Source organism: Paenalcaligenes hominis (genome assembly GCF_041359055.1).
Classification (GTDB): Bacteria; Pseudomonadota; Gammaproteobacteria; order Burkholderiales; family Burkholderiaceae_B; genus Paenalcaligenes; species Paenalcaligenes hominis_A.
On record NZ_JBGJKZ010000002.1, the window covers coordinates 423,842 to 448,554 of the forward strand.

Annotated in this window: 25 protein-coding genes; 5 read left to right on the top strand and 20 right to left on the bottom strand. The window is 47.4% G+C overall.

Annotation, left to right across the window (positions count from 1 at the left end; translation table 11 throughout):
• The first annotated feature begins 5 nt into the window (after positions 1-5).
• Both ugpE and ACBP46_RS05930 read left to right on the top strand, forming a co-directional pair.
• Positions 6-851, top strand: a complete 846-nt coding sequence (gene ugpE / locus ACBP46_RS05925; RefSeq protein WP_371015814.1) for a sn-glycerol-3-phosphate ABC transporter permease UgpE — start codon at positions 6-8, stop codon at positions 849-851.
• 24 nt (positions 852-875) lie between these two features.
• On the top strand, positions 876-1,961 hold the full coding sequence (locus ACBP46_RS05930; protein WP_371015815.1) for a sn-glycerol-3-phosphate import ATP-binding protein UgpC: 1,086 nt from the start codon (positions 876-878) through the stop codon (positions 1,959-1,961).
• Positions 1,962-2,021: 60 nt separating this feature from the next.
• On the opposite strand, the gene ACBP46_RS05935 is transcribed toward ACBP46_RS05930, so the two are convergent.
• Genes ACBP46_RS05935 through mltG form a run of 5 tightly spaced genes read right to left on the bottom strand, consistent with a single transcriptional unit; the run spans position 2,022 to position 6,244 of the window.
• Positions 2,022-2,795 carry an ankyrin repeat domain-containing protein gene (locus ACBP46_RS05935; RefSeq protein ID WP_371015816.1) on the bottom strand — a complete coding sequence of 258 codons (774 nt, stop codon included), beginning with the start codon at positions 2,793-2,795 and terminating at the stop codon, positions 2,022-2,024.
• 11 nt (positions 2,796-2,806) lie between these two features.
• Positions 2,807-3,577, bottom strand: a complete 771-nt coding sequence (locus tag ACBP46_RS05940; RefSeq protein ID WP_371015817.1) for a TatD family hydrolase — start codon at positions 3,575-3,577, stop codon at positions 2,807-2,809.
• Positions 3,578-3,590: 13 nt separating this feature from the next.
• Positions 3,591-4,607, bottom strand: a complete 1,017-nt coding sequence (holB, locus tag ACBP46_RS05945; protein WP_371015818.1) for a DNA polymerase III subunit delta' — start codon at positions 4,605-4,607, stop codon at positions 3,591-3,593.
• A 7-nt stretch (positions 4,608-4,614) separates the two neighbouring features.
• Positions 4,615-5,238: a dTMP kinase gene (gene tmk, locus ACBP46_RS05950; protein WP_371015819.1), complete on the bottom strand. Its 624-nt coding sequence runs from the start codon at positions 5,236-5,238 to the stop codon at positions 4,615-4,617.
• A 4-nt stretch (positions 5,239-5,242) separates the two neighbouring features.
• On the bottom strand, positions 5,243-6,244 hold the full coding sequence (mltG, locus tag ACBP46_RS05955; RefSeq protein ID WP_371015820.1) for an endolytic transglycosylase MltG: 1,002 nt from the start codon (positions 6,242-6,244) through the stop codon (positions 5,243-5,245).
• Between the two features lie 121 nt (positions 6,245-6,365).
• Between mltG and ygfZ the strand changes: the two genes are divergently transcribed.
• The gene (gene ygfZ / locus ACBP46_RS05960) at positions 6,366-7,304 is read left to right on the top strand and encodes a CAF17-like 4Fe-4S cluster assembly/insertion protein YgfZ (RefSeq protein WP_371015821.1); all 939 of its coding nucleotides are present in this window, start codon (positions 6,366-6,368) and stop codon (positions 7,302-7,304) included.
• Between the two features lie 2 nt (positions 7,305-7,306).
• Here ygfZ and ACBP46_RS05965 read toward each other — a convergent pair whose 3' ends face one another.
• Together ACBP46_RS05965 and ACBP46_RS05970 are read right to left on the bottom strand one after the other, a co-directional pair.
• Complete coding sequence (locus ACBP46_RS05965) at positions 7,307-7,645, bottom strand: RnfH family protein (protein ID WP_371015822.1); 339 nt, start codon at positions 7,643-7,645, stop codon at positions 7,307-7,309.
• A 26-nt stretch (positions 7,646-7,671) separates the two neighbouring features.
• Positions 7,672-8,103, bottom strand: a complete 432-nt coding sequence (locus tag ACBP46_RS05970; protein WP_371015823.1) for a type II toxin-antitoxin system RatA family toxin — start codon at positions 8,101-8,103, stop codon at positions 7,672-7,674.
• Positions 8,104-8,159: 56 nt separating this feature from the next.
• On the opposite strand from ACBP46_RS05970, the gene smpB reads away from it, so the two are divergent.
• Positions 8,160-8,618, top strand: coding sequence for an SsrA-binding protein SmpB (gene smpB, locus ACBP46_RS05975; RefSeq protein ID WP_371015824.1), 459 nt, complete (start codon positions 8,160-8,162; stop codon positions 8,616-8,618).
• Here smpB and ACBP46_RS05980 read toward each other — a convergent pair whose 3' ends face one another.
• The gene (locus ACBP46_RS05980; protein ID WP_371015825.1) at positions 8,619-9,923 is read right to left on the bottom strand and encodes an NAD(P)/FAD-dependent oxidoreductase; all 1,305 of its coding nucleotides are present in this window, start codon (positions 9,921-9,923) and stop codon (positions 8,619-8,621) included.
• A gap of 128 nt (positions 9,924-10,051) precedes the next feature.
• Complete coding sequence (gene ppsA, locus ACBP46_RS05985) at positions 10,052-12,415, bottom strand: phosphoenolpyruvate synthase (RefSeq protein WP_371015826.1); 2,364 nt, start codon at positions 12,413-12,415, stop codon at positions 10,052-10,054.
• Between the two features lie 143 nt (positions 12,416-12,558).
• Here ppsA and ppsR point away from each other — a divergent pair, with 143 nt between their 5' ends.
• Positions 12,559-13,392, top strand: a complete 834-nt coding sequence (gene ppsR / locus ACBP46_RS05990) for a posphoenolpyruvate synthetase regulatory kinase/phosphorylase PpsR (RefSeq protein WP_371015827.1) — start codon at positions 12,559-12,561, stop codon at positions 13,390-13,392.
• Here the strand turns inward: ppsR and ACBP46_RS05995 are convergent.
• Genes ACBP46_RS05995 through ACBP46_RS06045 form a run of 11 tightly spaced genes read right to left on the bottom strand, consistent with a single transcriptional unit; the run spans position 13,389 to position 24,712 of the window.
• Positions 13,389-14,177 carry a TrmH family RNA methyltransferase gene (locus ACBP46_RS05995; RefSeq protein WP_371015828.1) on the bottom strand — a complete coding sequence of 263 codons (789 nt, stop codon included), beginning with the start codon at positions 14,175-14,177 and terminating at the stop codon, positions 13,389-13,391. The genes ppsR and ACBP46_RS05995 overlap by 4 nt on opposite strands.
• Complete coding sequence (gene rnhB, locus ACBP46_RS06000) at positions 14,177-14,782, bottom strand: ribonuclease HII (RefSeq protein WP_371015829.1); 606 nt, start codon at positions 14,780-14,782, stop codon at positions 14,177-14,179. The genes ACBP46_RS05995 and rnhB overlap by 1 nt, the downstream gene beginning before the upstream one ends.
• On the bottom strand, positions 14,772-15,950 hold the full coding sequence (gene lpxB, locus ACBP46_RS06005; protein WP_371015830.1) for a lipid-A-disaccharide synthase: 1,179 nt from the start codon (positions 15,948-15,950) through the stop codon (positions 14,772-14,774). The genes rnhB and lpxB overlap by 11 nt, the downstream gene beginning before the upstream one ends.
• Positions 15,947-16,735 carry an acyl-ACP--UDP-N-acetylglucosamine O-acyltransferase gene (gene lpxA, locus ACBP46_RS06010; RefSeq protein ID WP_371015831.1) on the bottom strand — a complete coding sequence of 263 codons (789 nt, stop codon included), beginning with the start codon at positions 16,733-16,735 and terminating at the stop codon, positions 15,947-15,949. Before lpxA ends, lpxB begins: the two co-directional genes overlap by 4 nt.
• 3 nt (positions 16,736-16,738) lie before the next feature.
• Positions 16,739-17,191: a 3-hydroxyacyl-ACP dehydratase FabZ gene (gene fabZ / locus ACBP46_RS06015; protein WP_371015832.1), complete on the bottom strand. Its 453-nt coding sequence runs from the start codon at positions 17,189-17,191 to the stop codon at positions 16,739-16,741.
• A gap of 2 nt (positions 17,192-17,193) precedes the next feature.
• Positions 17,194-18,294 (bottom strand): UDP-3-O-(3-hydroxymyristoyl)glucosamine N-acyltransferase, encoded by a 1,101-nt coding sequence (gene lpxD / locus ACBP46_RS06020; protein WP_371015833.1) that lies wholly within the window; start codon positions 18,292-18,294, stop codon positions 17,194-17,196.
• A gap of 3 nt (positions 18,295-18,297) precedes the next feature.
• Complete coding sequence (locus ACBP46_RS06025) at positions 18,298-18,849, bottom strand: OmpH family outer membrane protein (protein WP_371015834.1); 552 nt, start codon at positions 18,847-18,849, stop codon at positions 18,298-18,300.
• A gap of 44 nt (positions 18,850-18,893) precedes the next feature.
• Complete coding sequence (gene bamA, locus ACBP46_RS06030) at positions 18,894-21,233, bottom strand: outer membrane protein assembly factor BamA (RefSeq protein WP_371015835.1); 2,340 nt, start codon at positions 21,231-21,233, stop codon at positions 18,894-18,896.
• Between the two features lie 50 nt (positions 21,234-21,283).
• Positions 21,284-22,615, bottom strand: coding sequence for an RIP metalloprotease RseP (rseP, locus tag ACBP46_RS06035; protein WP_371015836.1), 1,332 nt, complete (start codon positions 22,613-22,615; stop codon positions 21,284-21,286).
• A 3-nt stretch (positions 22,616-22,618) separates the two neighbouring features.
• Positions 22,619-23,824 carry a 1-deoxy-D-xylulose-5-phosphate reductoisomerase gene (ispC, locus tag ACBP46_RS06040; RefSeq protein WP_371015837.1) on the bottom strand — a complete coding sequence of 402 codons (1,206 nt, stop codon included), beginning with the start codon at positions 23,822-23,824 and terminating at the stop codon, positions 22,619-22,621.
• A gap of 24 nt (positions 23,825-23,848) precedes the next feature.
• Positions 23,849-24,712 carry a phosphatidate cytidylyltransferase gene (locus ACBP46_RS06045; RefSeq protein WP_371015838.1) on the bottom strand — a complete coding sequence of 288 codons (864 nt, stop codon included), beginning with the start codon at positions 24,710-24,712 and terminating at the stop codon, positions 23,849-23,851.
• Position 24,713: the final 1 nt, after the last annotated feature.

The following is a 24,713-nucleotide window of genomic DNA, read 5'->3' on the forward strand; positions in this document are numbered from 1 at the left end:
TCGTAATGATTGAACGTCGTCCTCTATTAGACTTTTTTAGTCACTTTATTTTATTACTTGGCGTAGCGGTCATTGCATTTCCTTTGTATTTGACCTTTATTGCCTCCACTCAAACCTCGGCCGAGGTCGCTCAGGCTCCTATGTCGTTGCTGCCTGGCAGTCATTTTTTTGAAAATTATCACCAAGCTCTGTTTGGTGCACCAGGCACTAGCGCACCCCCTGTGTTGCGTATGCTGTGGGTCAGTACCGTCATGGCATTGGTAATTGCCATCGGCAAAATTGCTATCTCTATGATCTCTGCATTTGCTGTGGTGTATTTTCGCTTTCCTTTGCGGATGCTGTTTTTCTGGATGATTTTTGTCACCCTGATGCTACCGGTCGAGGTGCGTATTGCTCCTACCTTTAAAGTGGTGTCTGACTTAGGTATGTTAAACAGCTATGCCGGTTTAACTCTGCCGCTTATTGCGTCCGCTACGGCTACTTTTTTGTTTAGGCAGTTCTTTTTAACCATTCCCGATGAACTGGTAGAGGCTGCGCGTATCGATGGTGCGGGACCAATGCGCTTTTTTAAAGACGTGTTGCTGCCCTTATCAAAAACCAGTATTGCAGCTTTATTTGTAATTCAATTTATTTATGGTTGGAACCAATACCTTTGGCCCTTAATCATCACCACCAACGAGAACATGTACCCCATTGTGATCGGTATTAAGCGTCTCATTTCGGGCGGTGATAGTGTCACCGAATGGAATATTGTGATGGCCACAGCCATGCTCGCTATGATCCCACCTGCCTTAGTGGTCATGCTGATGCAAAAATGGTTTGTAAAAGGTTTAGTGGACTCAGAAAAATAAGCCACGACTCAGGATTTAAAAATTATGGCAACTCTTACATTAAATAATGTCACCAAAGTGTATCCCGGTAATATTGAAGTCATCCATGGCATCGACATGGAGGTCCAAGACGGCGAGTTTGTGGTGATTGTAGGCCCTTCGGGTTGTGGTAAATCAACGCTGATGCGTATGGTTGCAGGCTTAGAAAGTATTACTGGTGGCTCGATTGCTATTGACGACAAAGTCGTAAATCAACTCGAGCCAGCTGAGCGCGACATTGCGATGGTGTTTCAAAACTATGCTCTGTATCCGCACATGACCGTCTACGACAACATGGCGTATGGGTTAAAAATTCGTAAATTTAGCAAAGAAGAAATTCGTGAGCGCGTTAATGTGGCTGCACAAATTCTCGAACTATCGCAATTGCTTGACCGCCGCCCCCGTCAGCTCTCTGGGGGCCAGCGTCAGCGGGTAGCCATGGGACGTGCTATTGTACGCGAGCCCAAGGTGTTCTTGTTTGATGAACCGCTTTCTAACCTAGACGCCAAGCTTCGAGTTCAAATGCGTTTGGAAATTCAACGCTTACACCAGCGTTTAAAAACCACTAGCTTGTATGTAACGCATGATCAGGTCGAAGCCATGACGCTGGCACAACGCATGATTGTGATGAATAAAGGCGTGGCGGAACAAATTGGTACCCCTATGGAGGTTTTTGAAAAACCTGCCTCTACCTTTGTGGCAAGTTTTATTGGTTCCCCCCCTATGAACTTAATCCCTGTTCGTGTGGGTCAAGACGGCACCGTTTACAACGACCGTGATATGGCGCTATTTATTCCAAAGCATTTGGTACACCCCGAGCTATACGGTAGAAACGTTATTATGGGTTTACGCCCCGAGCACGCCTTGCTGCATCAAGACGGTTTGACCATAGAAGTAGAAATGATTGAAATTTTGGGTTCAGAGCAGTTGATTCATGGTCGCAATGGTGAGCATGGTGTTGTTATTCGCACCTCTACTGAAACCAGTAAAACCAATCCTATCGAGGTAGGGGAATCCATCCAAGTAGGATTAAATGAAGAGTATCGTTTGCATTGGTTTGATGCAGAAACAACCAAACGCATCGATGTCTAATCTGTTCTAACAAAAAACGATCGCTCTAGAGCGATCGTTTTTTATTGTGCTAGCAGCGATTTATTCAAACCGCTTCAAATCAAAATACTTTGATGTGCCACTGTCTGTAGTAGAACTAGGCGCAGCAGGTTCAGGTACACGTGCTGAGGGCGCTGAAGGGCTCTGGTCTAAACCGATCGCATTAGGTTGGCTATGATCATAGCGTTGCTCTAACTCGCGCAGCTGAGAGGCTAAGCGGGTGTTTTGATTGGCCTCAGCCCAATCGGCTGCTGTGAGTTGATTTAAGCTACGTACCGTAGGGTCAGCCCCTTTTTGCAATAATAAATCCACCATAGAACGACTTCCTGAGCGTGCCGCCATCATGAGCGCGGTGGAGCCATCTGGAGCAGGTGCATTAACAAGTGCCCCATGGTTAAGCAACAACTGCGCCGTGCTTAGGTGACCTTTGGATGCTGCATAATGCAATGGCGTCCACCCTAGGCGTTGTACCTGCGCACCTTTTGCAATTAATTGCTCTGCCTTTTGGTCTTCCCCCAAGATAGCTAAATACATTAATGGCGTTTCATTGTTGGCATTAACCACATTAGGATCAAACTGACGATGAGCAATCAATAGGTCGTAAACAGCCCAAGATTGATTTTGAATGGCCCACATCACAGCCGGCAACTCTTCACGACTTTTAATGTTCGGGTCTGCACCTTGAGCTAGGTAGTTTAGTACCGCTTTAGCCCGATTATTTTCCACATCAAGCCAAAATTCATCATCCACCGCATGACTTGTACTGACTAAACCAACACTTAAACCTAAAGCAATAACCCATGATGTAATGCGCATTGTGTAATCCTTTATAGCGTTTTGGCTTTGGTGAATAATTGATAGAAATTATCAGTACTTGCGTTAGCGATTGCACTGGCGGGCAGGCCTTTAAGCTGTGCAATACGTTCGGCCACATGAACTACCCACGCTGGCTGATTGGTTTTGCCCCGATAAGGCACAGGAGCCAAATAAGGGGAATCGGTTTCAATTAACAACCGATCTAAAGGTACTTTTTGTGCCACCTCGTGCACCTGATGCGCGCTTTTAAAGGTAACAATGCCTGATAATGAAATATAAAACCCTAAATCCAGTGCTTGTTTGGCCGCCTCCCAGTCTTCACTAAAGCAATGCATAACACCACCCACTGCAGAGTCAGCCTCACGCATAATGGCAAGCGTATCTGCATAAGCGTTACGTGTATGAATAATGCTGGGCAAGCCACTTTGCTTGCTGACCTCTAGATGCAAAGCAAAACGTTGGCGCTGCCAATCTAAGGGTTCTTCAAGGCGAAAATAATCCAAACCGGTTTCACCAATAGCAATCACTTTTGGATGTTGGGCGCGCTTTGACAGGTCATCAAAAGTAGGCTCTGGCACTGTATCGTAGCCTGGGTGTACCCCCACGGATGCATACAAAGCATCGTGTGCTTCGACCAGCTGTATTAAACGAGGCCAGTCTTCTAAGCACACACTAACCACCAGGGCCTTATCTACCTGATGTTGGTGCATGGAAGCAAGCACTGAATCAATGTTTGCAGCCAAGTCAGGAAAATCAATATGACAATGAGAATCTATATACATAATAAGTAAACAACTAGGAGCTAAAGCGATGGTGGGCGATACGCTCTAAAACGGTGTGTATTAATAGTTTAGCGTTTAAAGGGTGCTCTGCTTGCTTTTTTTGTGTAGCCAGCCATTTCCATTGCTGTTGTATGGCATTTAAAGGAATACGAGCACCGAGTTGCGCATAGGCTTTGCCCAGTCCCGGATAATAACGCGGCGCTAAGCCTTGAGCACAAAACTGCAGATCTACGTAAAAACGCTGCAAGGTATCAAGCCAACGCGCTGTGGGTTCGGCCTCAATCTGATCCGCCAAGGCAATAATCGCCTTGGGCTGACCTTGAGCTAAATGCTCGGTTAATGTTATTAGCCATACTGGATACGGTTGATCTTGTTTTTGTGCTAACTGCCATGCTGCTACGGGTGCCCCACCCGCTGCGGCCAGCCAATCTTCTGGCTGCTCAAGCTGTTGCGCTTTTAGCCAATCCAAACCCTGTTCAGTAGTCGGTGTAACCAAACCCAATCGCCTACAACGAGAAATAATAGTGGGCAACAAAGCCTCATAATTATGACTTACGAGTAAAAACACCGTATTTGCTACGGGCTCCTCGAGGATTTTTAATAAAGCATTCGCCGATACATGATTTAGGCTTTCAGCTGGATACAAAACCGCCACCCTAAAACCGCCTCGATGCGTGGCCGTATGAAACCAGTCTGCTACTGTACGCAGTTGCTCAATACGAATATGTTTAGAAGGGCTTTTGGTGGTGACAGCCTCTGGGTCTTCCTCGAGCTGATACGTCTCGGGACGAATCCAACGCAAATCAGGATGATTACCAGAGCGTACCCACTGACATGAGGTGCATTGCCCACACGCCTGCCCTGCATGAGGCTGTTCACACAATAACGCTGCGGCTCCGGCTTTAGCAAACTGAACCTTGCCAATACCAGGAGCACCATGGAGTAACCAAGCATGGGCAAAGCGCTGGGTATCGTGTAACCATTGCTGCGCTGTAGCCAATTGCCACGGGTAATACTCTAAGGGAGACATAACTTTCCTAAATTAACGCATCAATATGTTGGGCTAATTGCTGCTCAATCGAGTCAATAGACTGGCTACTATCAATAATACTAAACCGTTGCGGAAAACGTTGTGCGCGCAAATGATAAAACTGCTGTGTGCGTTTAAAAAAATCCTCGGCTTCGTTTTCAAAACGGTCCATATCACGTGTACGACGTAACCGTTCTTGCGCTAAATGCAAGTCCAAATCAAACAACCACGTATGATCGGGCTGCAAAGTCGGATGTGTCCATTGCTCAAGTAATTCGATGGGCTCTGCCCCTAACTGACGCCCGCCCCCTTGATAGGCAAAGCTGGCATCCGTAAAACGATCACAAAGCACCCAATGCCCTGCTGTCAAAGCAGGCTCAATAACCTGTTCAATATGCTCATTGCGCGCAGCAAACATCAAAAGTGCTTCTGTTTTTAAGCTCATGGGTGTGTGCAAAAGCAGCTCTCGTAGTTGCTCTCCTAATTGGGTCCCTCCAGGCTCGCGAGTCACAATGACCGTGATGCCTTTATCTTCTAGATAACGTTTGATAAACGGGATATGCGTACTTTTACCGGCTCCGTCTACCCCTTCAAGAGTTAAAAACAGGCCGCGTTGTGATGTGGAGTGCATAAACTTAACTTCTATTTAAAATGTATTTACGTACAGCTCGGTTGTGGTCGTTTAAGTTACGAGAAAACTCACTGGTACCATCGCCTCTGGACACAAAATATAAAAAATTATGCTGCTCTGGATGTAAAGTAGCCTGCAAAGCTGCCTTGCTAGGCGTGGCAATGGGCGTAGGCGGCAAGCCTGAGCGCATATAAGTGTTCCAAGGCGTATCGGTTTGCAAATCACGCTTGCGAATGCGGCCCTCGTAGGCCTCGCCCATACCATAAATAACTGTTGGGTCGGTTTGCAATAGCATGCCACGGCGCAAGCGATTAATAAAGACACCCGCCACACGCTCTCTATCAGCACTATGACCCGTTTCTTTTTCTACGATTGAAGCCAAAATTAATGCCTCATACGGCGTTTTAAGTGGCAAATCGGGGGCACGCTCGGCCCACATTGTTTCAAGTAGCTCGGCTTGGGCATGATAAGCACGACGTAAAATATCGTAATCGGAGGTACCCGGTACAAACACATAAGTATCTGGGTAAAACAACCCTTCGGGATGGGTAGCTTCGGCCCCTAGCTGAGCCAGTAACTCGGTATCACTTAGCCCCGTCAAGGTTTGTTTTACATAGGGGTTTTGACTTAAAACCGCACGAATGCGCTTGTAGTCCCACCCTTCAATCAAGGTGATACGGGTCTGTAACATATCCCCTTGGGCCATGCGCTCAAGTAAAGTCCAGAGCGTATCGCCTTGTACCGCCTCATAGGCCCCAGCCTGCAGTTGTTTATCTTTTTCTGTTAGTCGAGCCAACCAAACAAATTGGTCTTCATCTACGTCAATGCCTGCTTCGCGCATTTGCCGTGCAATGGTTTTAGGACCTGAGCCTGCTTCAATAATGTAATCAATGCGCTCTGCTTGCATTGGTACCACGCGCTGCATCACCCACCACCACACCCCATAGCTGGCCGCAGCGCTTGCCACAATGAGTAAACCTATTAAAAGTAGTGCTTTTCTCTTCATGCCCGACCAACCTCTTTTACCCTGTATTAACAGGTGGAATAGCTATCAATTCAAATCAAGACAGCTATTATATATACAATCCTACGTAATACTTGTTATACCTTTTTACTGTTTTTCTACTATGACTTTTAGCTCTGATCAATTAGCCCCTCTGGATGACTTAGCGCTTTTACACGTAACCGGTGCCGATGCCGTAACGTTTTTGCAATCGCAATTAACTAATGCCGTTGATGAGCTACATGCCAACGAGGCTGTTTTAGCTGGTTTTTGTCAAGCCAAAGGGCGTCTTCAAGCCACCCTTATCGTATGGCCTGACCCATTAGACAACACAGCACGGTATGTCATGGTGCATAGTTCTATTGCTGACACCTTGCGCAAGCGCTTGTCGCTATTTTTATTACGCGCCAAAGCGAAAATCACCTTGTGTGAGGCCCGCATTTATGGCCTAAACAACGCGCCCACGCCAACTTTCACTTTACCTCAAGCACATTTTCCAGTTGAACAGCACGATAGCTATACGCTAATCGGTGCGCCTAACCACTCAGATCAAAACGTAGCCCGCGCTTGGTTTATTGATTACAGCGCTGAGAGCCCACTAGCAGCTAGCGCCAGCTCAGAGTCGTGGCTAGCTCAGGATATTTACGCTGGTTTAGCATGGGTAAACGCGCACAACTACGAAAGCTTTTTACCACAAGACATTAATTTCGATATTGTAGGCGGTGTGAGCTTTAAAAAAGGGTGCTTTCCTGGTCAAGAAGTGGTGGCTCGCTTGCACTATCGCACCACAGCCAAACGCCGCGCTGCTTTAGTGTGGGCTTCTACTGCCAAGGCATTGCCTTTAGTGTCAGGCCAAGATATTTTCACTACTGAAAACCCAGATCGTCCCTTAGGTCGTATTATTAATCACGCCTATGATGCAGCGCTTGAGCGCCATGTGGCCCTAATCGAAATACTGATTGAAAATATCGAGCAGCAATCGCTATATGTGCTCGTTGATGACAAACACGTACCGCTTGAAGTGGGTTCATTGCCCTACGGTTGGGAAATAGCCAAGTACTAACCTTAGTCTCGGTTCAATATCATACTCGCTGCAATGCTGGGCTTGCGGCGAGTTTTGGTTTGAGCTTGTTGCTGACTACGATGGGCCGCTCGCCGACGGCGTGACTCCATTGGGTCAAATACCAAATCACGGTATACCTCGAGTCTGTCGCCATTACGCAGCTCGGTTTGTGCCTGGCACAGCTCGCCAAATAGCCCTATGGCTAGATCTACGGCCTCGGGGTGCTCTTCGTACAAACCACTGCTTTGCAAGGCGTATTGTGCTGTAGAGTGAGCAGGAACGGACAAGGTACGCTGCCAAAGCGTATTTTTTGCCGCAAACACAATTTCAATTGTTATCATAGAGTGTTGTGTGATGTAAAAGAGAGTTAGTCATACAGGTCGTGAGCACGACGCGTAAACGAATCAATAAAACTATTGGCCACGCGATTAAAAATAGGGCCTACGACCATTTCCAGAGCACGATTTGAAAAAGCGTACTCCATGATGAACTCAACTTTACAGCCGTCTTCACCTAAGGCTTTAAAATACCAATCCCCTTTTAAGTCTGAAAACGGGCCATCAACCAATAGCAACTGAATGTGCTCGGGGTATTGATGGGTATTTTGGGTGGTAAAGCTTTGTTTGACTCCAGCAATACTAATGGTGACAGAGGCTTTCATACCGTGCTCGTTATGATCATGTACTTGTGCGCCGCCACACCAAGGCATGAACTCTGGGTAGCGGGCCACATCGGCCACCAGATCAAACATTTGAGAAGCAGAAAAAGGAACTAATACGGATCGTTTAACAGTATGCATCGATTTGGGTTAGTGGATAAAATAGATCGATTTTACCTAAAATAGGTTAGAAATTCATGAGTATTGTTGAAAATCGCAAAGCACGGCACGAGTATTTTATTGAAGAACGCTACGAGGCCGGCTTAGTTTTACAAGGCTGGGAAGTTAAAGCCATACGCAGCGGCCATGTTCAATTGGCTGAAAGTTACATTGTGATCCGCGATGGCGAAATTTGGGTTATTGGTATGCACATCAGTCCATTAGCCCATGCTTCCACCCACATTGTGCCTGATACTACACGCACCCGTAAACTCTTATTAAAATCTGAGGAAATTAATAAGCTAATCGGGCGCGTCGAACAACGCGGCTACACACTTGTTCCTTTGAACTTGCATTACAGCCGTGGTCGCATAAAGATGGATATTGGCCTGGGCAAAGGGAAAAAACAACACGACAAGCGCGACACCACACGTGAACGTGATTGGCAACGTGAACAAGAACGTTGGCTCAAGCACGACACGCGCCGTCGCGATTAATTAATGCAACTTTATACGTGGGGCAGAACGTTTTAATAACAAACGCCCCAATACAATACTAAAGGTACGCATTACCCCCATCACTGCCGCATGATGCATTAAGTGCAAACTCATGTACATGGTGCGTGCGACCAACCCCTCTACAAACCAACTCTTGCCCGACAGAACCCCCATTAAGCTTCCAACCCCTTTAGTGTGGCCTACCGAAACAAGCGACCCATAGTCTTTGTATTTAAATACAGCGGAGTCACTTTGCCCATTAAGGCGCGCCGTCAACACTTTATAAAGATAGCTCGCTTGCTGATGTGCTACTTGTGCACGAGCAGGCAAATACCCTTCAGCGCCTACCCATGGCGCTTGGGCACAATCTCCAATCGCATAAATAGCCGGATCTGCCGTTTCTAAACGCTCGTTAACAATCAGTTGATTAATACGATTAGTCTCTAAGCCCAAGGTAGACAAAAAAGTAGGTGCTTGAATACCGGCAGCCCACACGCATAGATCGGAGGCATAACGTTGACCATTGGCATCCAGAAGCTGATCTGCTTGGACTTCTGTGACGCGCACCCCAGTACAAACTTGAATATCACGGCTTTGTAAAAGCCGTGTTGCCCGCGCTGATAGCTCAGGAGGTAGCGCTGCTAATATGCGATCGGCCCCTTCAAGTAAAGTAATGGCAAGAGGCCGCTCAGGGGTTAGTGTATTAGCACCATAAAAATGAAAACTGGTAACGGCCTCGGTAAGCTCTGCAGCAAGCTCTACGCCGGTGGCTCCGCCCCCTACAATAGTAATATGCAGTGGTTTAGGTGGTGTGTGCTCAGAGTCGGTATGGACGGTTTGTGTTAAGGCATGCAAGAGTTTAAGTCTAAAGTGCTCAGCCTGAGCCGTCGCATCAAGTGTAATCGCATACTGCTCAGCGCCCGTAGTATTAAAAAAATTTGACTTACTGCCCACCGCAATCACCAAGGTGCCATAGTGAATTTGACGTGCTGGAAACAATTGTTGGCCTGCCTCGTTATAGGCAGGTGCAATATGAATACATTGGCTTGTTTTATCTAATGCAGTTAATGCGCCTAGTATAAATGTGAAATTACAATCACGCGCCAGCATAAAGTACGACAAACCTTCACGATGTATATCTAACGTACCAGCAGCCACCTCATGCAAAGAGGGTTTCCAAATATGATCTGTTTCTTTGTCTATTAAATACACATGTTGTGCACCGTGCTTGCGCCCTAGCTTGGCTGCCAATTCAAGGCCTCCAGCACCACCGCCAACAATAACAATGGGAGTGATTGATTTCATTCTGAGCCCCTCTAAAGTTAATCCACTTTATTAGCCGTAGTATGCTGCAATGCAGTATTTTTTATCTAAGACTATAGGAAAAAAATGCCACTTCTTGTGAAGTGGCATTTTATGATTAGATGTGAGACTTATTTAGCTAAACGCTGCCAAGTATCCACAACTGTATCCGGGTTTAATGACAACGAAGCAATCCCCTCGTCACGCAACCATTCAGCTAAATCGGGGTGATCGCTAGGCCCTTGACCGCAAATACCCACATATTTACCTGCTTTGCGACATGCTTGAATAGCACGGCTCAACATAAATTTCACCGCCGCATCACGCTCGTCAAAATCATCTGCTAGCAACTCCATACCCGAGTCGCGATCTAGACCCAAAGTCAGTTGAGTCATATCGTTTGAACCAATCGAGAAGCCATCAAAGTAGTTGAGGAACTCGTCAGCCAAAATAGCATTGGATGGGACTTCGCACATCATGATTAAACGTAAGCCGTTTTTGCCACGCTCTAGGCCATTTTGAGCCAGTAGCGTAGACACTTTTTCGGCTTGAGTCAGCGTACGTACAAATGGAATCATGATTTCCACGTTGCTTAAACCCATTTCATCACGCACTTTGCGTAAGGCTTCGCACTCCATACGGAAGCATTCTTGGAAGTCATCCGAAATATAACGTGCTGCACCACGGAAACCCAACATTGGGTTTTCTTCCTCGGGCTCGTAGCGGGAACCACCAACCAATTTACGGTATTCGTTCGATTTAAAATCGGACATACGTACAATAACGGGTTTGGGGTAAAACGCAGCAGCAAGTGTAGCAACGCCTTCAGCGAGTTTTTCTACAAAGAAAGCGCGTGGGCTAGCATAACCGCGTGCAGCTGACTCGACGGCTTTTTTCAAGTCGGCGTCCACATTGGGGTAATCCAAGACGGCTTTGGGGTGAATAGCAATGTTGTTGTTAATAATGAACTCAAGACGCGCTAAACCAACGCCATCGTTTGGAATTTGAGCAAAGTCAAAAGCCAACTGTGGGTTACCCACGTTCATCATTACCTTCATGCCTATTTCAGGCATTTCGCCCCAGCTAACTTCTTCGATTTCTGTTTCGAGCAAACCGTCGTAAATACGACCCTCGTCACCTTCGGCACACGAAACGGTGACTTCCTGGCCTTCTTTAAGGATATCGGTTGCGTCGGCACACCCGACTACCGCGGGGATACCTAGTTCGCGTGCAATAATTGCAGCGTGACAAGTGCGACCACCACGGTTAGTAACAATAGCAGAAGCCAGTTTCATTACGGGCTCCCAGTTTGGATCAGTCATGTCAGTAACTAAAATATCACCGGCTTGGACATGATGCATTTCGCTGGCATCACCCACCAAACGCACTTTACCTGAACCAATTTTTTGACCAATTGCACGGCCCGTGACTAGAACTTCGCCAGTGGCCTTGAGTTTGTAGCGCTCTTGGACGTCGTTATTGCCTAACTGAGACTTAACTGTTTCAGGACGGGCTTGGAGAATATAAATTTTGCCATCAATACCGTCACGCCCCCACTCGATGTCCATAGGACGTTGGTAGTGATCTTCGATGATCATGGCGTAGCGTGCTAGCTCGTTAACCTCGTCATCAGAGAGGGAGTAGCGATTGCGCTCGGAAACAGGAACCTCTACAGTGCGTACGGCTTCGCCACTTTCACGCTTTTCATCGAACTCCATACGCAATAGCTTTGAACCAATGCGGCGACTAATGATAGCGTCGTGACCGGCAGCCAAGGTAGGTTTGAACACATAAAACTCGTCAGGGTTAACCGCACCCTGCACCACGGTTTCGCCTAGACCATATGCGGAGGTAATAAACACCACATCTTTAAAACCAGACTCGGTGTCTATAGTGAACATAACGCCAGCGCTGCCTTTGTCTGAGCGCACCATGCGTTGCACACCCGCAGAAATAGCAACCTCGGCGTGCTCAAAGCCCTTGTGAACGCGGTAAGAAATAGCCCGGTCGTTGTACAAAGAGGCAAACACAAGGTGAATCTTTTGTAAGACATCATCGATGCCCACTACGTTTAAGTAGCTTTCTTGCTGTCCGGCAAATGAAGCATCTGGCAAGTCTTCAGCCGTAGCGGAAGAGCGCACAGCAAAAGACCCTTTGCCATCCGCGTCTAAAGCAGCAAACGCATCACGAATTTGTTGCTCTAGAGCAGGAGGAAAAGGGGTATCGATGATCCACTGACGAATTTGTGCACCGGCTTCGGCCAATGCACGCACATCATCAGGATCAAAGGTGGTTAAGCGTGCTTCAATACGTTTATCAAGCCCATCTGCTTTAAGAAATTCGCGGAAAGCCTCGGCAGTGGTAGCAAAACCACCCGGTACACGCACACCAGCGTTAGCTAGCTGACTGATCATTTCACCAAGAGACGCGTTTTTCCCACCAACCGTTTCAACGTCGCTCATGCGCAACGTCTCAAAGGGTAATACGTAAGACATAAAAGTCACCTTCAAAAAGTAAAAAGCAAGTTTGTGTAATACATTTAGTGAATTGTATTAGGCAAACCTGCCTTGCTTAGCGCCCCAATGGTTGTTACTCTTTGCGATTGTACCGTTTATCGACCTAGAGTGTGCTATTAAATATGACTAAATCGCCAATTAACCGTACTGTGTTCGTGGTTTCTGACAGCACGGGAATTACTGCTGAAACCTTCAGCCATTCGGTTTTATCACAGTTTCAAGAGTTTGAGTTCCAAGCTGTACGCGTGCCTTTTATCGACACCATTGAAAAAGCCCAAGACGTTAGCTTACGCATTAATCGTTGCTTTGAGGAAACAGGGGAAAAGCCATTGGTGTTTAGCACCTTAGTCGACCCCAAGATGGCGCGCACTATTGGTTCGGCAAACTGCATCTTTATGGATTTGTTTGGCAGCTTTGTGCGTCACATCGAGCGCGCACTAGGCACCAAAGCCGATCGATCCGTTGGCCGCTCTCACAGCAATGTGATGTCCAAGCAATACAGCAATCGTATTGAGGCCATCAATTTCAGCTTAGCGCACGACGACGGACAACTTATCAACGGATTAGAACAAGCCGATGTGATTTTAGTCGGGGTCTCGCGTTGTGGCAAAACGCCAACAAGTTTATATTTAGCCATGCAATATGGTGTTAAGGCGGCAAACTACCCGCTTATTCCTGATGACTTTGAACGAGGCGCTCTGCCTTTATCACTAGCGCCCTATAGAAAAAAACTTTTCGGTCTTTCTATTCATCCCGAGCGTTTAGCCGAGGTCCGTCATGAACGTCGTCCTAACAGCACGTATGCCTCTTTAAAACAATGCATTAACGAGGTCGCTGAAGCCGAACGCTTAATGCGTTTGGAAAATATCCCATGGCTATCCACCACCACTCGCTCTATCGAGGAAATCTCCACCAAAATTCTTGATGAGGTGGGCTTAAATAAACGCATCTACTAAGAACGCATCCAGTCCAATTGGCGGCGCTGCTCAAACAAGCACACGGCAGCGGCCGCAGCCACATTTAATGACTCAACGCTCTCAACCTGAGGAATAAAAACTCGTTGCTGGGCCTGTTTCAACAAGTCGGCATGTACCCCTTGGCCCTCATTCCCAAACACCCATGCAATAGGCTGAGTTAAATCCAATTCATATAAAGGCTGCGCTTGCTCTAGTGCGGTTGCATAAAGAGGTATCTGCACCATTTGCATAAAATCAGTGTGTTCGACCTGTTCGTAAATCTGCAGAGCAAAGTGCGCACCTTGAGCGCTGCGCAATACTTTCTGTGACCAAGCCCAAGCACACCCGGGGGACAAAAAAGCATGCGCTACCCCTGCTGCTGCCATGGTGCGTAATAAGGTACCCACATTGCCAGGGTCTTGAATTCGGTCTAGATAAACACAAGTTTGTGTAATCGTTTTTACTCCCGCTGTATCAGGAGGCCGCACAACCAGCCCTACCCCTTGGCCCTGCTCCACGGAAGACAGCTGACGCATTAAGCTAGGACTCACACTAAGACAAATGCGCTCATCTAGTCGTTGCACCAGTTGCTGTAGCTCGTGTTGTTGACCGAGACGCTCCGCATCAAACACAGCCAACACGACCGTGTAGCCAGCGTCTAGCCAAGCCTGACTAAGGTGGATGCCCTCGAGCCACACGAGCAATTTACCATCTACCTTTTTACCCTGACTGCTACGTATGAGTTGCTTGTATAAGGGGTTATCTTTGGACTGAATATGCCGCATTAATTTACTTTTAATAAATCACGTACCGGTGCAAAGCTACGTCGATGCTCAGGACAAGGGCCGTATTGCAGCAAACGCTCTTTGTGTAGCTTAGTACCATAACCTTTGTGTTGTTCAAACCCATAGTGGGGGTATTGTTCGTGCATGACCATACAGGCTGCATCCCGTGCTGTTTTCGCAAGAATAGACGCCGCCGAAATGGCAGGCACCAGATCATCGCCTTTAATAACTGCACGTGCTGGTGCAGTTAACTCTGTAGGTACCCGGTTACCGTCAATCAAAATCAACTCGGGTTTAAGGGCTAATTGTGCGCATGCGCGCCGCATAGCGAGCATCGTGGCTTGCAAAATATTTAAAGTATCAATTTCTTCGGTACTCGCACTCGCAATACACCATGCCAACGCATGCTCTTTAATTTGTAATGCCAAATCATCACGTTTTTTTGCGCTGAGTTTTTTCGAGTCCATTAATTCAGCAATGGGCTGCTTTGGGTCCAGAATGACGGCCGCAGCAAACACCGGCCCAGCTAGTGGCCCACGACCCGCTTCATCCACGCCTGCCACATAATTATGCTGTTGAAGTAAAGCATCTAAGTCAACCAGCATGGGCTACCTCGAGAATTTTAGCCGCTGCTATCTGTGGCGTATCTAAACGTAAACTATGATGAATGGCTAAAAAACGTTGTGCTACTTGCTGAGACCACGCAGTATCAAACAAAGCACGTTGCGCGGCTTGGGCTAGTTTTTCAGGGGTGGCGTCATCTTGTAATAATTCGGGTACTACAAAATCTTGAGCTAAGATATTAGGTAAACCCACCCAATCGGTTAGCGGCCGTTTTTGTCCCGACTGCCAAGCCATAAGTTTTTTCATCAAGGGCGTTAAAACGTACGAGATCACCATAGGCCGTTTAAAAAGCATGGCTTCTAGGGTAGCCGTACCGCTAGCCACCAAAAGCGCATCAGCCGCCTCCATGGCCTCCCAAGCAATGGGCTTGTCTTGACTGCTTAGAGTCGTTTGGTCGAGCACGTGTAAATTTTTGATGGGGTATTGACGCAATATAGCGTCGAACTCACTACGACGCTGCGCATTTACCATAGGCACCACCACCACTAGCTCTGGATGTTGGCGTTGCAATATCTGCACCGCTTGTAAAAACCGTGGACTCAGTAACTGCACCTCGCTACGGCGACTGCCCGGCAGCACCGCCAACACGGGTCCTTCGGCATTTAAACCCAAGCGCTGTCGTGCCGCCAACCGGTCTGGCACCAACGGAATATTTTGTGCTAAGGGATGGCCCACACAGGTTACGGGCACCCCTTCTTTTTCGTACAAAGGGACCTCGAAAGGGAACAAAACCAACATATGCGAAACCGCTTGGCGTATTTTATGAATACGCTCGTAACGCCAGGCCCAAATTGATGGCCCCACAAACTGCACAGTAGGAATACCTAATTGGCGCAGGCGCAGCTCCATACGTAAATTAAAGTCGGGAGCATCAATACCGACAAACACCTGCGGTTTATTTTTTTTCCAATAGTTCAAGCTGCCATAAAACGTTTGCAACAATGACGGCAGCGTTTTTATGGCATCGGCATAGCCAAAAATACTCAAGGTATCCATAGGATACCTTGAGTTAAAACCCTGACGTATCATTTGAGGCCCACCTATTCCGGTGAAACCTGTCGTTGGGTCTTGGGCCTGAATGCCCGCTATAATACGGCTGGCAAGCAAATCGCCTGAAGGCTCACCTGCCACCATGGCTATTTGCTTCATGGGCGTACAATACCGCGCTGAGAAAGAGCCAAAAACTCTGTAAGCACTTCGATAGCTGCCCGCTCAGTTTCATTATGGGCTAACTCAGGCATTTTCAGCATGGCTTGATCAACCGTTAGCTGACGACGGTATAGCAGTTTATAGGCTTCTTTAATTGCACGTATCGTGCTTTCATCGGCACCACGTCGCTTTAAGCCTTCGGTATTGATGCCGCTTGGCCTAAACGGATCGCCAGTACCAATAACATACGGAGGAATATCCTGACGCACCGAACTGGTTCCTCCCACCATGGCATGAGCGCCAATGCGCACAAACTGATGAAAAGCAGAAGAACCACCTAGCACAGCCCAGTCGCCAATTTGAATATGTCCGGCTAATTGCACATTGTTGGCAATAATGGTGTGGCTGCCGATTTGACAGTCATGCGCTATATGCACATAGGCCATGATCCAGTTATCATCACCAACACGTGTCACACCCACGTCTTGGATGGTACCGGTATTAATAGTGACGTATTCACGCACCATATTGCCATTGCCAATCTCTAGGCGTGTGGGCTCACCCGCGTATTTTTTGTCTTGAGGCATCCCACCAATGGAGCAAAATCGGTAAAAGTGATTTTCTTTACCAATGGTAGTATGCCCATCTATGACGCAGTGGGGTCCAATTTTAGTGCCAGCCCCTATAGAGACGTGCGGCCCAATAATGCTATAAGCCCCCACCTCTACATCGTCCGCCAATACGGCACCATCAGCAATTAAAGCAGTAGGATGGATAAAACTCATTGGCTATTTATCCAAAATGCGAATTGCACACATTAATTTGGCTTCAGCAACTACCTGCCCATCGACTAATGCTTTTGCTGTGTACTTGCATAAAGCACGACTGATACGGTCAGCAACCACCTCGAGACGCAATTGGTCGCCTGGAACCACTGGTTTACGAAAACGCGCTCCATCTACGCCAACCAAGTAATACGCAATTTTTTGACTCGCTGGGTCAATGTTGGCATCGTCCTCAAAGGAAAACAACGCCGCCGCCTGAGCCATAGCCTCGATAATGAGCACACCCGGCATAACGGGATGATGTGGAAAATGCCCCGTAAAAAAAGGCTCGTTCATGCTGACATTTTTCAATGCCACAATGCTTTTCCCGGGTTCCATTTCAATCACACGATCGACTAACAACATCGGATAGCGATGCGGCAAGCGTTCCATGATTTGTTGTATATCGAGTTCCATGCTTATTCCTGCTTAGTATTGGGTAATTCAACGCCACGCTCGAGTGAGCGCAAACGTTTACGTAATTGAGAAAGCTGTGAAATAACAGCTGCGTTGTATTGCCATTGCTTATGTTCAGCGAACGGATAAACACCACTATAACGACCGCTTTTTTTAATGGAAGCCGTCACTGCAGTTCCGCCCGAAATTTGCACATCGTCTGCAATATGTAAGTGACCAGAAATCATCGCGGCACCGCCCACAATGCAACGTGCACCGATATGAGTAGAGCCTGCCACCCCTACACAGGCAGCAATGGCGGTGTGGTCTCCTACATGTACGTTGTGACCAAGCATTATTTGATTATCAAGTTTGACACCATCACCAATGATCGTATTGTCTAAAGCACCGCGATCAATAGTGGTGTTAGCACCGACTTCCACATCGTTACCAATATGCACCCCACCTAGCTGAGCAATTTTAGCCCAACCACCTTGGGGATGAGGCGCAAAACCAAATCCGTCCGCGCCAATTACAGCCCCCGAGTGAATAATGGCTCGATCACCAATTGTGATTTGATGATAAAGCGTGACTCGCGGATAAATCAGGGCATGTTTGCCAATTTGAGTATGCTGACCAATGACACTACCTGCCCCTACTCGGCAATAATCACCAATTTGAGCGTGGGCCTCGATCACACAGAAAGGCCCTATACTGACCCCTTGACCAATTTGGGCGCTAGGATCAATAACTGCACTAGGATGAATAATTTGAGGAAGCGCATTGAGGCGAGACTGGTCAAACCACTGAGCTAGCAGCGCATATAACAAATACGGCTGCTCATGCAGCACCACAGCAAAACGAGGCGATGCCGACAACTGCTCGTAGACCGCTGGAGCCATGATGACAACTGCCGCATTGCACGCTTCAAGCTGATGCTGCAATTGAGGATTGGATAAGAAACTGATTTCTTGGGGGCTAGCATGCTCTAGTGAGCCAATCCCCTGTATCCTCAGCGTAGCTGCGGCCTCTGTCACCAATTGCGCTGGCAAACCTTGTTGCTTTAAAAAGAGTAATAGCTCAGCCAGAGTGGGGGCCTGAGCGGCCTCTAGTAAAACGGGCATGAATTAACCACCTAGCGCTTTTAAAACCTCATCGGTAATATCTACGCGCGGGCTAACTGTAACAGCGTCTTGAATAATGAGGTCGTAACCTTGGGTTTCTGCAATTTTTTGAATTGCTGCATCGGCTTTATCTACAATAGTAGAAAACTCTTCGTTGCGACGACGGTTAAAGTCTTCTTGGAATTCGCGACGTTTACGCTGCAAGTCAGAATCCAAATCGGCTAACTGACGTTGACGCTTGATACGATCCGCTTCGGATAAAGCCGGTGCATCTTTATCAAATTTTTGTGCTTCGGAGCGCAGTTTATTAGTTAGATTTTGCAACTCGTCGTCACGACGTTTGAACTCTGAATCGATCTTTGCTTGAGCAGCTTTAGCGGGTTGCGAGTCGCGTAAAATACGCTCTGTGCTGACAAAACCAATTTTAACTTGAGCTTGTACAACGGGCGTAGCTGCCATGGTCACACCTAATGTAGCAGCCAAAAGTAATGCACGATTGCTACGGCCCAAACAGTGGGCCATGCGGTTAAGTGTTAATGCGAATTTAGACTTCATGAAAATCCACCTTGCGAAAAATGCTGCAAAAATAATAAGTATGACTAGAACCCAGCACCAATCTGGAACTGGAAGGCTTGTTTGTCGTCGCCCGCTTTGGCATTTAGTGCTCGACCGTAGGAGAGCTCAAGAGGACCTAAAGGTGACTGCCAGGAGAAACCCACACCAGCCGCATAACGCCAGCCACATGCATCGCTTACGCGTTCATTAGCACGGCCAGCGCTACACCCACCGCTAGTATTGTCTACACGGCCCACATCACCAAACACAAACCAACGCAGCGTACGATCACGCGTGGCACCAGGGAAAGGCAAATACAGCTGGGCTGTCCCTACCACTCGGCGGGAGCCACCTAGGTAGTCACCTGTGAGGGTATCGCGAGGCCCTAATGAAGCCCCCTCGTAGCCACGTACTGTACCTATACCACCGGCATACACGGTTTTAATTACCGGATAGCTTCTGCCACCGTAGGATTTACCCCAGTCAACCAAGCCATTTAGCGCCAATGTGTAATTGGAGCCTAGCGGCAAATAATACTGCTGCTGAGCGCTTAGGAGGTAATAACGTAAATCCAGAGTGGAGAAGTCGCCAGACAAGCGTGTAAAGCTGCCTTTAGTCGGCGCGATAGCGCTGTCGCGCGTGTCTTTTTCCCAACCTAAGTTAAAAATAACCGCGTTTGTGCTTTTGCCGAACTCTTTGACGAAGTCTTGATAAGCAATGGGTGTGCGTAGCGGATCCATACGATCAAGACGGTTGTACTCGTAACTGGCCCCCATGTAAATCCGATCATTTTCGGAAATAGGCACACCAAAGTTTAGACCCGTACCAATAGCTGTGACCTCGTAATCGCCATCGGAGCTGCTGTTGTCATAAGGTGTGGTACGACGGTAATACAATGAAGTCGTTTTGCTTACGCCGTCTTTGGTCCAGTAGGGATCGGTATGCGCTAACACCGCAGTACGGTTAGATTTACTGGTGTTAAGTTGCAAAGAGAGACTATTTCCACTACCGAAAATATTGTCTTGGCTAATACCCCCTGACAGCATCACTTTATCAGTAGAACCATAACCTACCCCAAGGTTAATTATGCCAGTGGGTTTTTCTTTTACGTCCACATGCACATCGACCTGATCAATAGTGCCTGGTACTGGTTCGGTATTTACGTCGACTTCGTTAAAATAGCCCAAACGATCGACACGATCTCTGGAGTTACTGATGCTGCCTGCATCGTACCAAGCGGCTTCCTGTTGACGCATTTCCCTACGTACTACTTCGTCACGGGTGCGCACGTTCCCACCGACCTCGATACGGCGTACATAAACACGGCGACCTGGATCAATATAGAAGGTTAAGTCAGCGGTTTTGGCCTCGCGATCTAACACAGGATTGGGGTTAATATTTGCAAACGCATAACCCAAGCTACCTAAATAGTTTGTAATTGCATCCACTGTCTGGGTGGTTTTTTCAGCGGAAAACACCTCGTTGGCTTTAATTTCTACCAGCGGTTCAAGCTGATCTTGAAGCCCAAGCAAGTCACCTGCTAGCTTTACGTCTGTAAGCGTGTACTGATTACCCTCATCAATGGTGAGTGTAATAAAAATGTCTTTGCGATCCGGAGAAATAGAGACCTGAGGAGGCTCAATTTGTACTTCTAGATAACCACGATCTAAATAGTAAGAGCGAATCTGCTCGATATCGCCCTCGAGTTTTTCACGAGCGTATTTATTGGTACCGGTATACCACGTCATCATGCCCGACGTGGTAAGTTGCATTTGGTTTAGCAACGTGTTGGTTTTTATATTGTGATTGCCCACAATATTAATTTCTTTGATTTTAGCTAAATCGCCCTCGAACACATCAAAGCTGATGCCAACGCGGTTGCGAGGAAGTGGCGTAATAATTGGGCTAATCTCGACGCCATATTTGCCTTTAGTGAGGTATTGTTGTTTAAGCTCGAATTCAGCTCGTTCCAACATAGAACGGTCAAATACTCGACCCTCGCTAAAGCCCACCTGCGACAAGGCCTGAGTGATGTTTTTATCGTTAAACTCACGCATGCCATTGAAGGTAATTGAAGCAATAGTGGGACGCTCTTGGACGGTAATGACTAATACATTGTTTTCCACATCGATTTTTACATCGTTGAAGAAACCACTGGAATACAAGCGCTGCACGGCCTCGCTGGCTTTGCCCTCGTCAAAAGTTTCGCCTACTTTTACAGGCAAAAACCCAAATACAGCACCGGGGTCAACACGTTGAACACCATTAACTTGAATATCCTGAATCACAAAGGGCGTGAAAGCATGGACTAATGGCGCAAGCATAGCGGCTAATGTAGCCGACACAGCACGCAAAGCAAATGGTTTTTTTCGACTAAATGACATCCTTTGTAGTCCCTGCGTAATCAAAGAAATGAATATTATAAGACATGAGCTTAGTTTAATAACCGATTAAAGTCATTAAAAAATGCCAAAAACGTAAGCGCAGCCAAGAGACTTAGCCCAATACGCTGCCCTATGAGTTTTACCCCATCAGAGACTGGCCGTCCAGTTACTGCTTCGATGGCATAATACAGCAAATGCCCCCCGTCTAACATAGGTATAGGTAAAAGATTAAGTAAACCAATACTAATACTAATCAACGCAAGAAAATGCAAATACGCACTGAACCCAATACGTGCGGTCTGTCCGGCATAATCAGCAATTGATACAGGCCCACTTATGTTTTTCACGGACACATCTCCCGTGATCATGCGGCCTACCATCTTTAATGAGAGCCAAAAGGTCTCGGCGGTACGACTTAAACCCTGTTCAATACTGGCAACAGGACCGTAACGTACTGTCACCATTTCGATATCAGCGCCCAACATAATACCAATCCGTCCAATTACCTGCCCCTGTCTATCCACGTGCGACGAGACCTGCACAGGCACCTCAATGCGCTGTCCTTGGCGCTCAATCTCAAGCGTTATGGTTTGATCGGCTTGGTTTTTTATTTGCTCAACAAAATAGGCCGCGTTCACAATGGGCTGACCATTTAAAGCGATAAGCAAATCATTGGCCTGCAAGCCCGCCTGATCGGCCGCAGAGCCATCGACTAAATCACGTATTTTAGGAGAAGGCGTTGCCAAGTTTAGACCAGTTGCTAATAACGGATCTATGTCTGGGCTTAAAGAGGAGGGTATAAATTGTAAGTAACGTTCGGCTGGCGCACCAAAAGTATCAGTAATGGTTAAGTGCACCTCTCCCCCAGTCTGCACCTTTTCCATGAGCTGCCAACGCAATTGTGACCAGGACTTAATCGGCTTTTGGTCTACGGCTAACACGCGATCCCCCGCCTGCATGCCGGCCTGCGCTGCTGGGGTATTTACTGCCGGCGGCCCCAAGAGCGGTGCGGGCTCATTGGTGCCAAGCACACCAATTAATGCATAAAGCACAACCGCTAATAACAAATTAGCCAAAGGCCCAGCTACCGTGATAGCAGCACGTTGTCCTAGTGTTTTAGAATCGAATGTCGTGGCTTTGTATTCCTTGGAGGCGTACTCAGAGGTTTGACTACGCATCATCACATAAGCACCAATAGGCAAAGCCGAGACCGCCCATTCGCAACCATTTTTATCAGTGCGCTTATAAAGTATTTTCCCTAGGCCCAAGGAAAAGCGCTCAACATGTACACCATAATACCGTGCTACCAAATAGTGCCCGAGCTCGTGCACTATCATTAACAAGCCTATAGCAACAGCAAAAGCAAGCAGAGTCAATAACATAAATTAATGCACAAAGAATAAAGAATGAGCGTAATGCTCGGCCACACGGCGCGCCTGCGCATCCAAAGCAAGCACAGAGTCGATGGAAGCCAAATCATGACTGTGTTTTTCGACTTGATTTATGGTGTGCTCAATAATAGAGGCAATTGCGGTATAACGAACTTTTTCGTGTAAGAAAAAATCCACTGCGATTTCATTCGCGGCATTTAGCGCAATACACGCTGCCTGCGAGCTATTTAGGGCATCAAATGCCAGTTTCAAACAGGGAAAACGCGCAAAGTCGGGGGGAGTGAAATCCAAACGCCCTAATTGCAAAAGATCCATCACCCCTACCCCACTAGTAATACGATCTGGGTACGCTAAACCGTAGGCAATGGGCGTGCGCATATCAGGCTGCCCTAACTGAGCCAAAATTGACCCATCCGTGTACTCAACCATAGAATGCACCACACTTTGCGGATGAATCATTACCTGTATACGATCGGCAGGCATGGCAAAAAGCCAGTGCGCTTCTATAACCTCTAGCCCTTTGTTTAACATTGTGGCTGAATCCACTGAGATTTTACGCCCCATTGACCAATTCGGGTGGTTACAGGCCTGTTCAGGAGTTACATTATCAAGCAGCCTAGGATCCACCTCACGAAAGGGCCCTCCTGATGCGGTTAGGATTAGTCGCTCAATGGTTTTATAGGGGGCCAATGGTGCACTGATTTGCGCCTCGGTGGGCAGGCATTGGTACATAGCATTGTGTTCGCTATCAATAGGAAGCAGCACAGCGCCGTGATCACGTACTGCTTGCATAAAAATATGCCCTGCCGTGACCAGTGATTCTTTATTGGCTAATAAAATACGCTTGCCGGCTTGGGCTGCCGCTAGCGCAGGCTCTAGACAGGCCGCACCCACTATAGCTGCCATTACTGTAGTCACCTCTGAGTCGGTAGCCACACTAATTAAGCCCTCTCTACCTAGACGAATCTCGGGACAACGCGTTTTGTAATGCCATGCCTTTTCAAATTGATCGCGTGCCGCACAATCTGGTACCACGACCACAGCTGCCTGAGAGGCATAGGCTTGTTGTGCCAGCTCTGCCATGCGACTAAATGCCGTCAGCGCATACACTTGCATCTTATCGGGGTGGCGAGCAATCACATCTAAGGTACTTTGACCTATAGACCCAGTTGAGCCTAGTATGCAAACAGATTGAATCATGAAAAAAAGTAAATAGTTGAGGGCTTATTTTAATAGCGCCTGAAGCCAAGGCCCAGCCACAAACGCAGCCAACGGTGCCACCGGAATCAGAGCGTCGATACGATCTAACACCCCACCGTGTCCAGGCAAAAGCTGACTTGAGTCTTTTACCCCAGCTCGACGCTTTAGTAAAGACTCAAACAAATCACCAGCAATAGAGAAGAAAGTCAAAAATACGGCCAGTACTGCAGCGCCAAACCACGACCAATTATGGATAAGCTCAGCCCCAAACGAACCAGACCAACTCGCACTGATAAAGATCCAAAGTATTACGCCAACGACTGCACCGCCTACCCCTGCCCAAGTTTTACCCGGACTAACTTTGGGGGCTAATTTGCGTTTACCAAAGGCTTTACCTGTAAAGTAGGCCGCAATATCAGCCACCCACACTACAGCCATCATTGAAAGCAAATACCAAGCACCACGGTATAGCCACATATCCACTAATGCTAGCCAAGCTACGGCAATACTAAGCACACCAAACAAAGACAAGCCAAGACGATTTTGGCGCTGTTGGGTTTGAGCTAAGACCAGCATTAACCCCACCCCAAGAATCCAATACGCAATAACGGCTGGACTAATTAAAACAAGGGGATTTTTTTGAATAAGGTTTAGGCTGGGGTCAGCTATACGCTGCTGCGCAAGCACAAGAGAAAACACCCCAAATGCGCTAGCCGCTACTACAGGAAGCCAAGACTGATTGCTATAGCTAAGCCGCAGCCATTCCCATAATGCAAAACTAGCCATCAGACATAAAATAAGCACCAGCAACCACGGCGTGGGTGCCAAGATAGCGCCTACTAACAGCGCAATCAAAACGACGGCTGTAATTACGCGTTGTCGTAACATA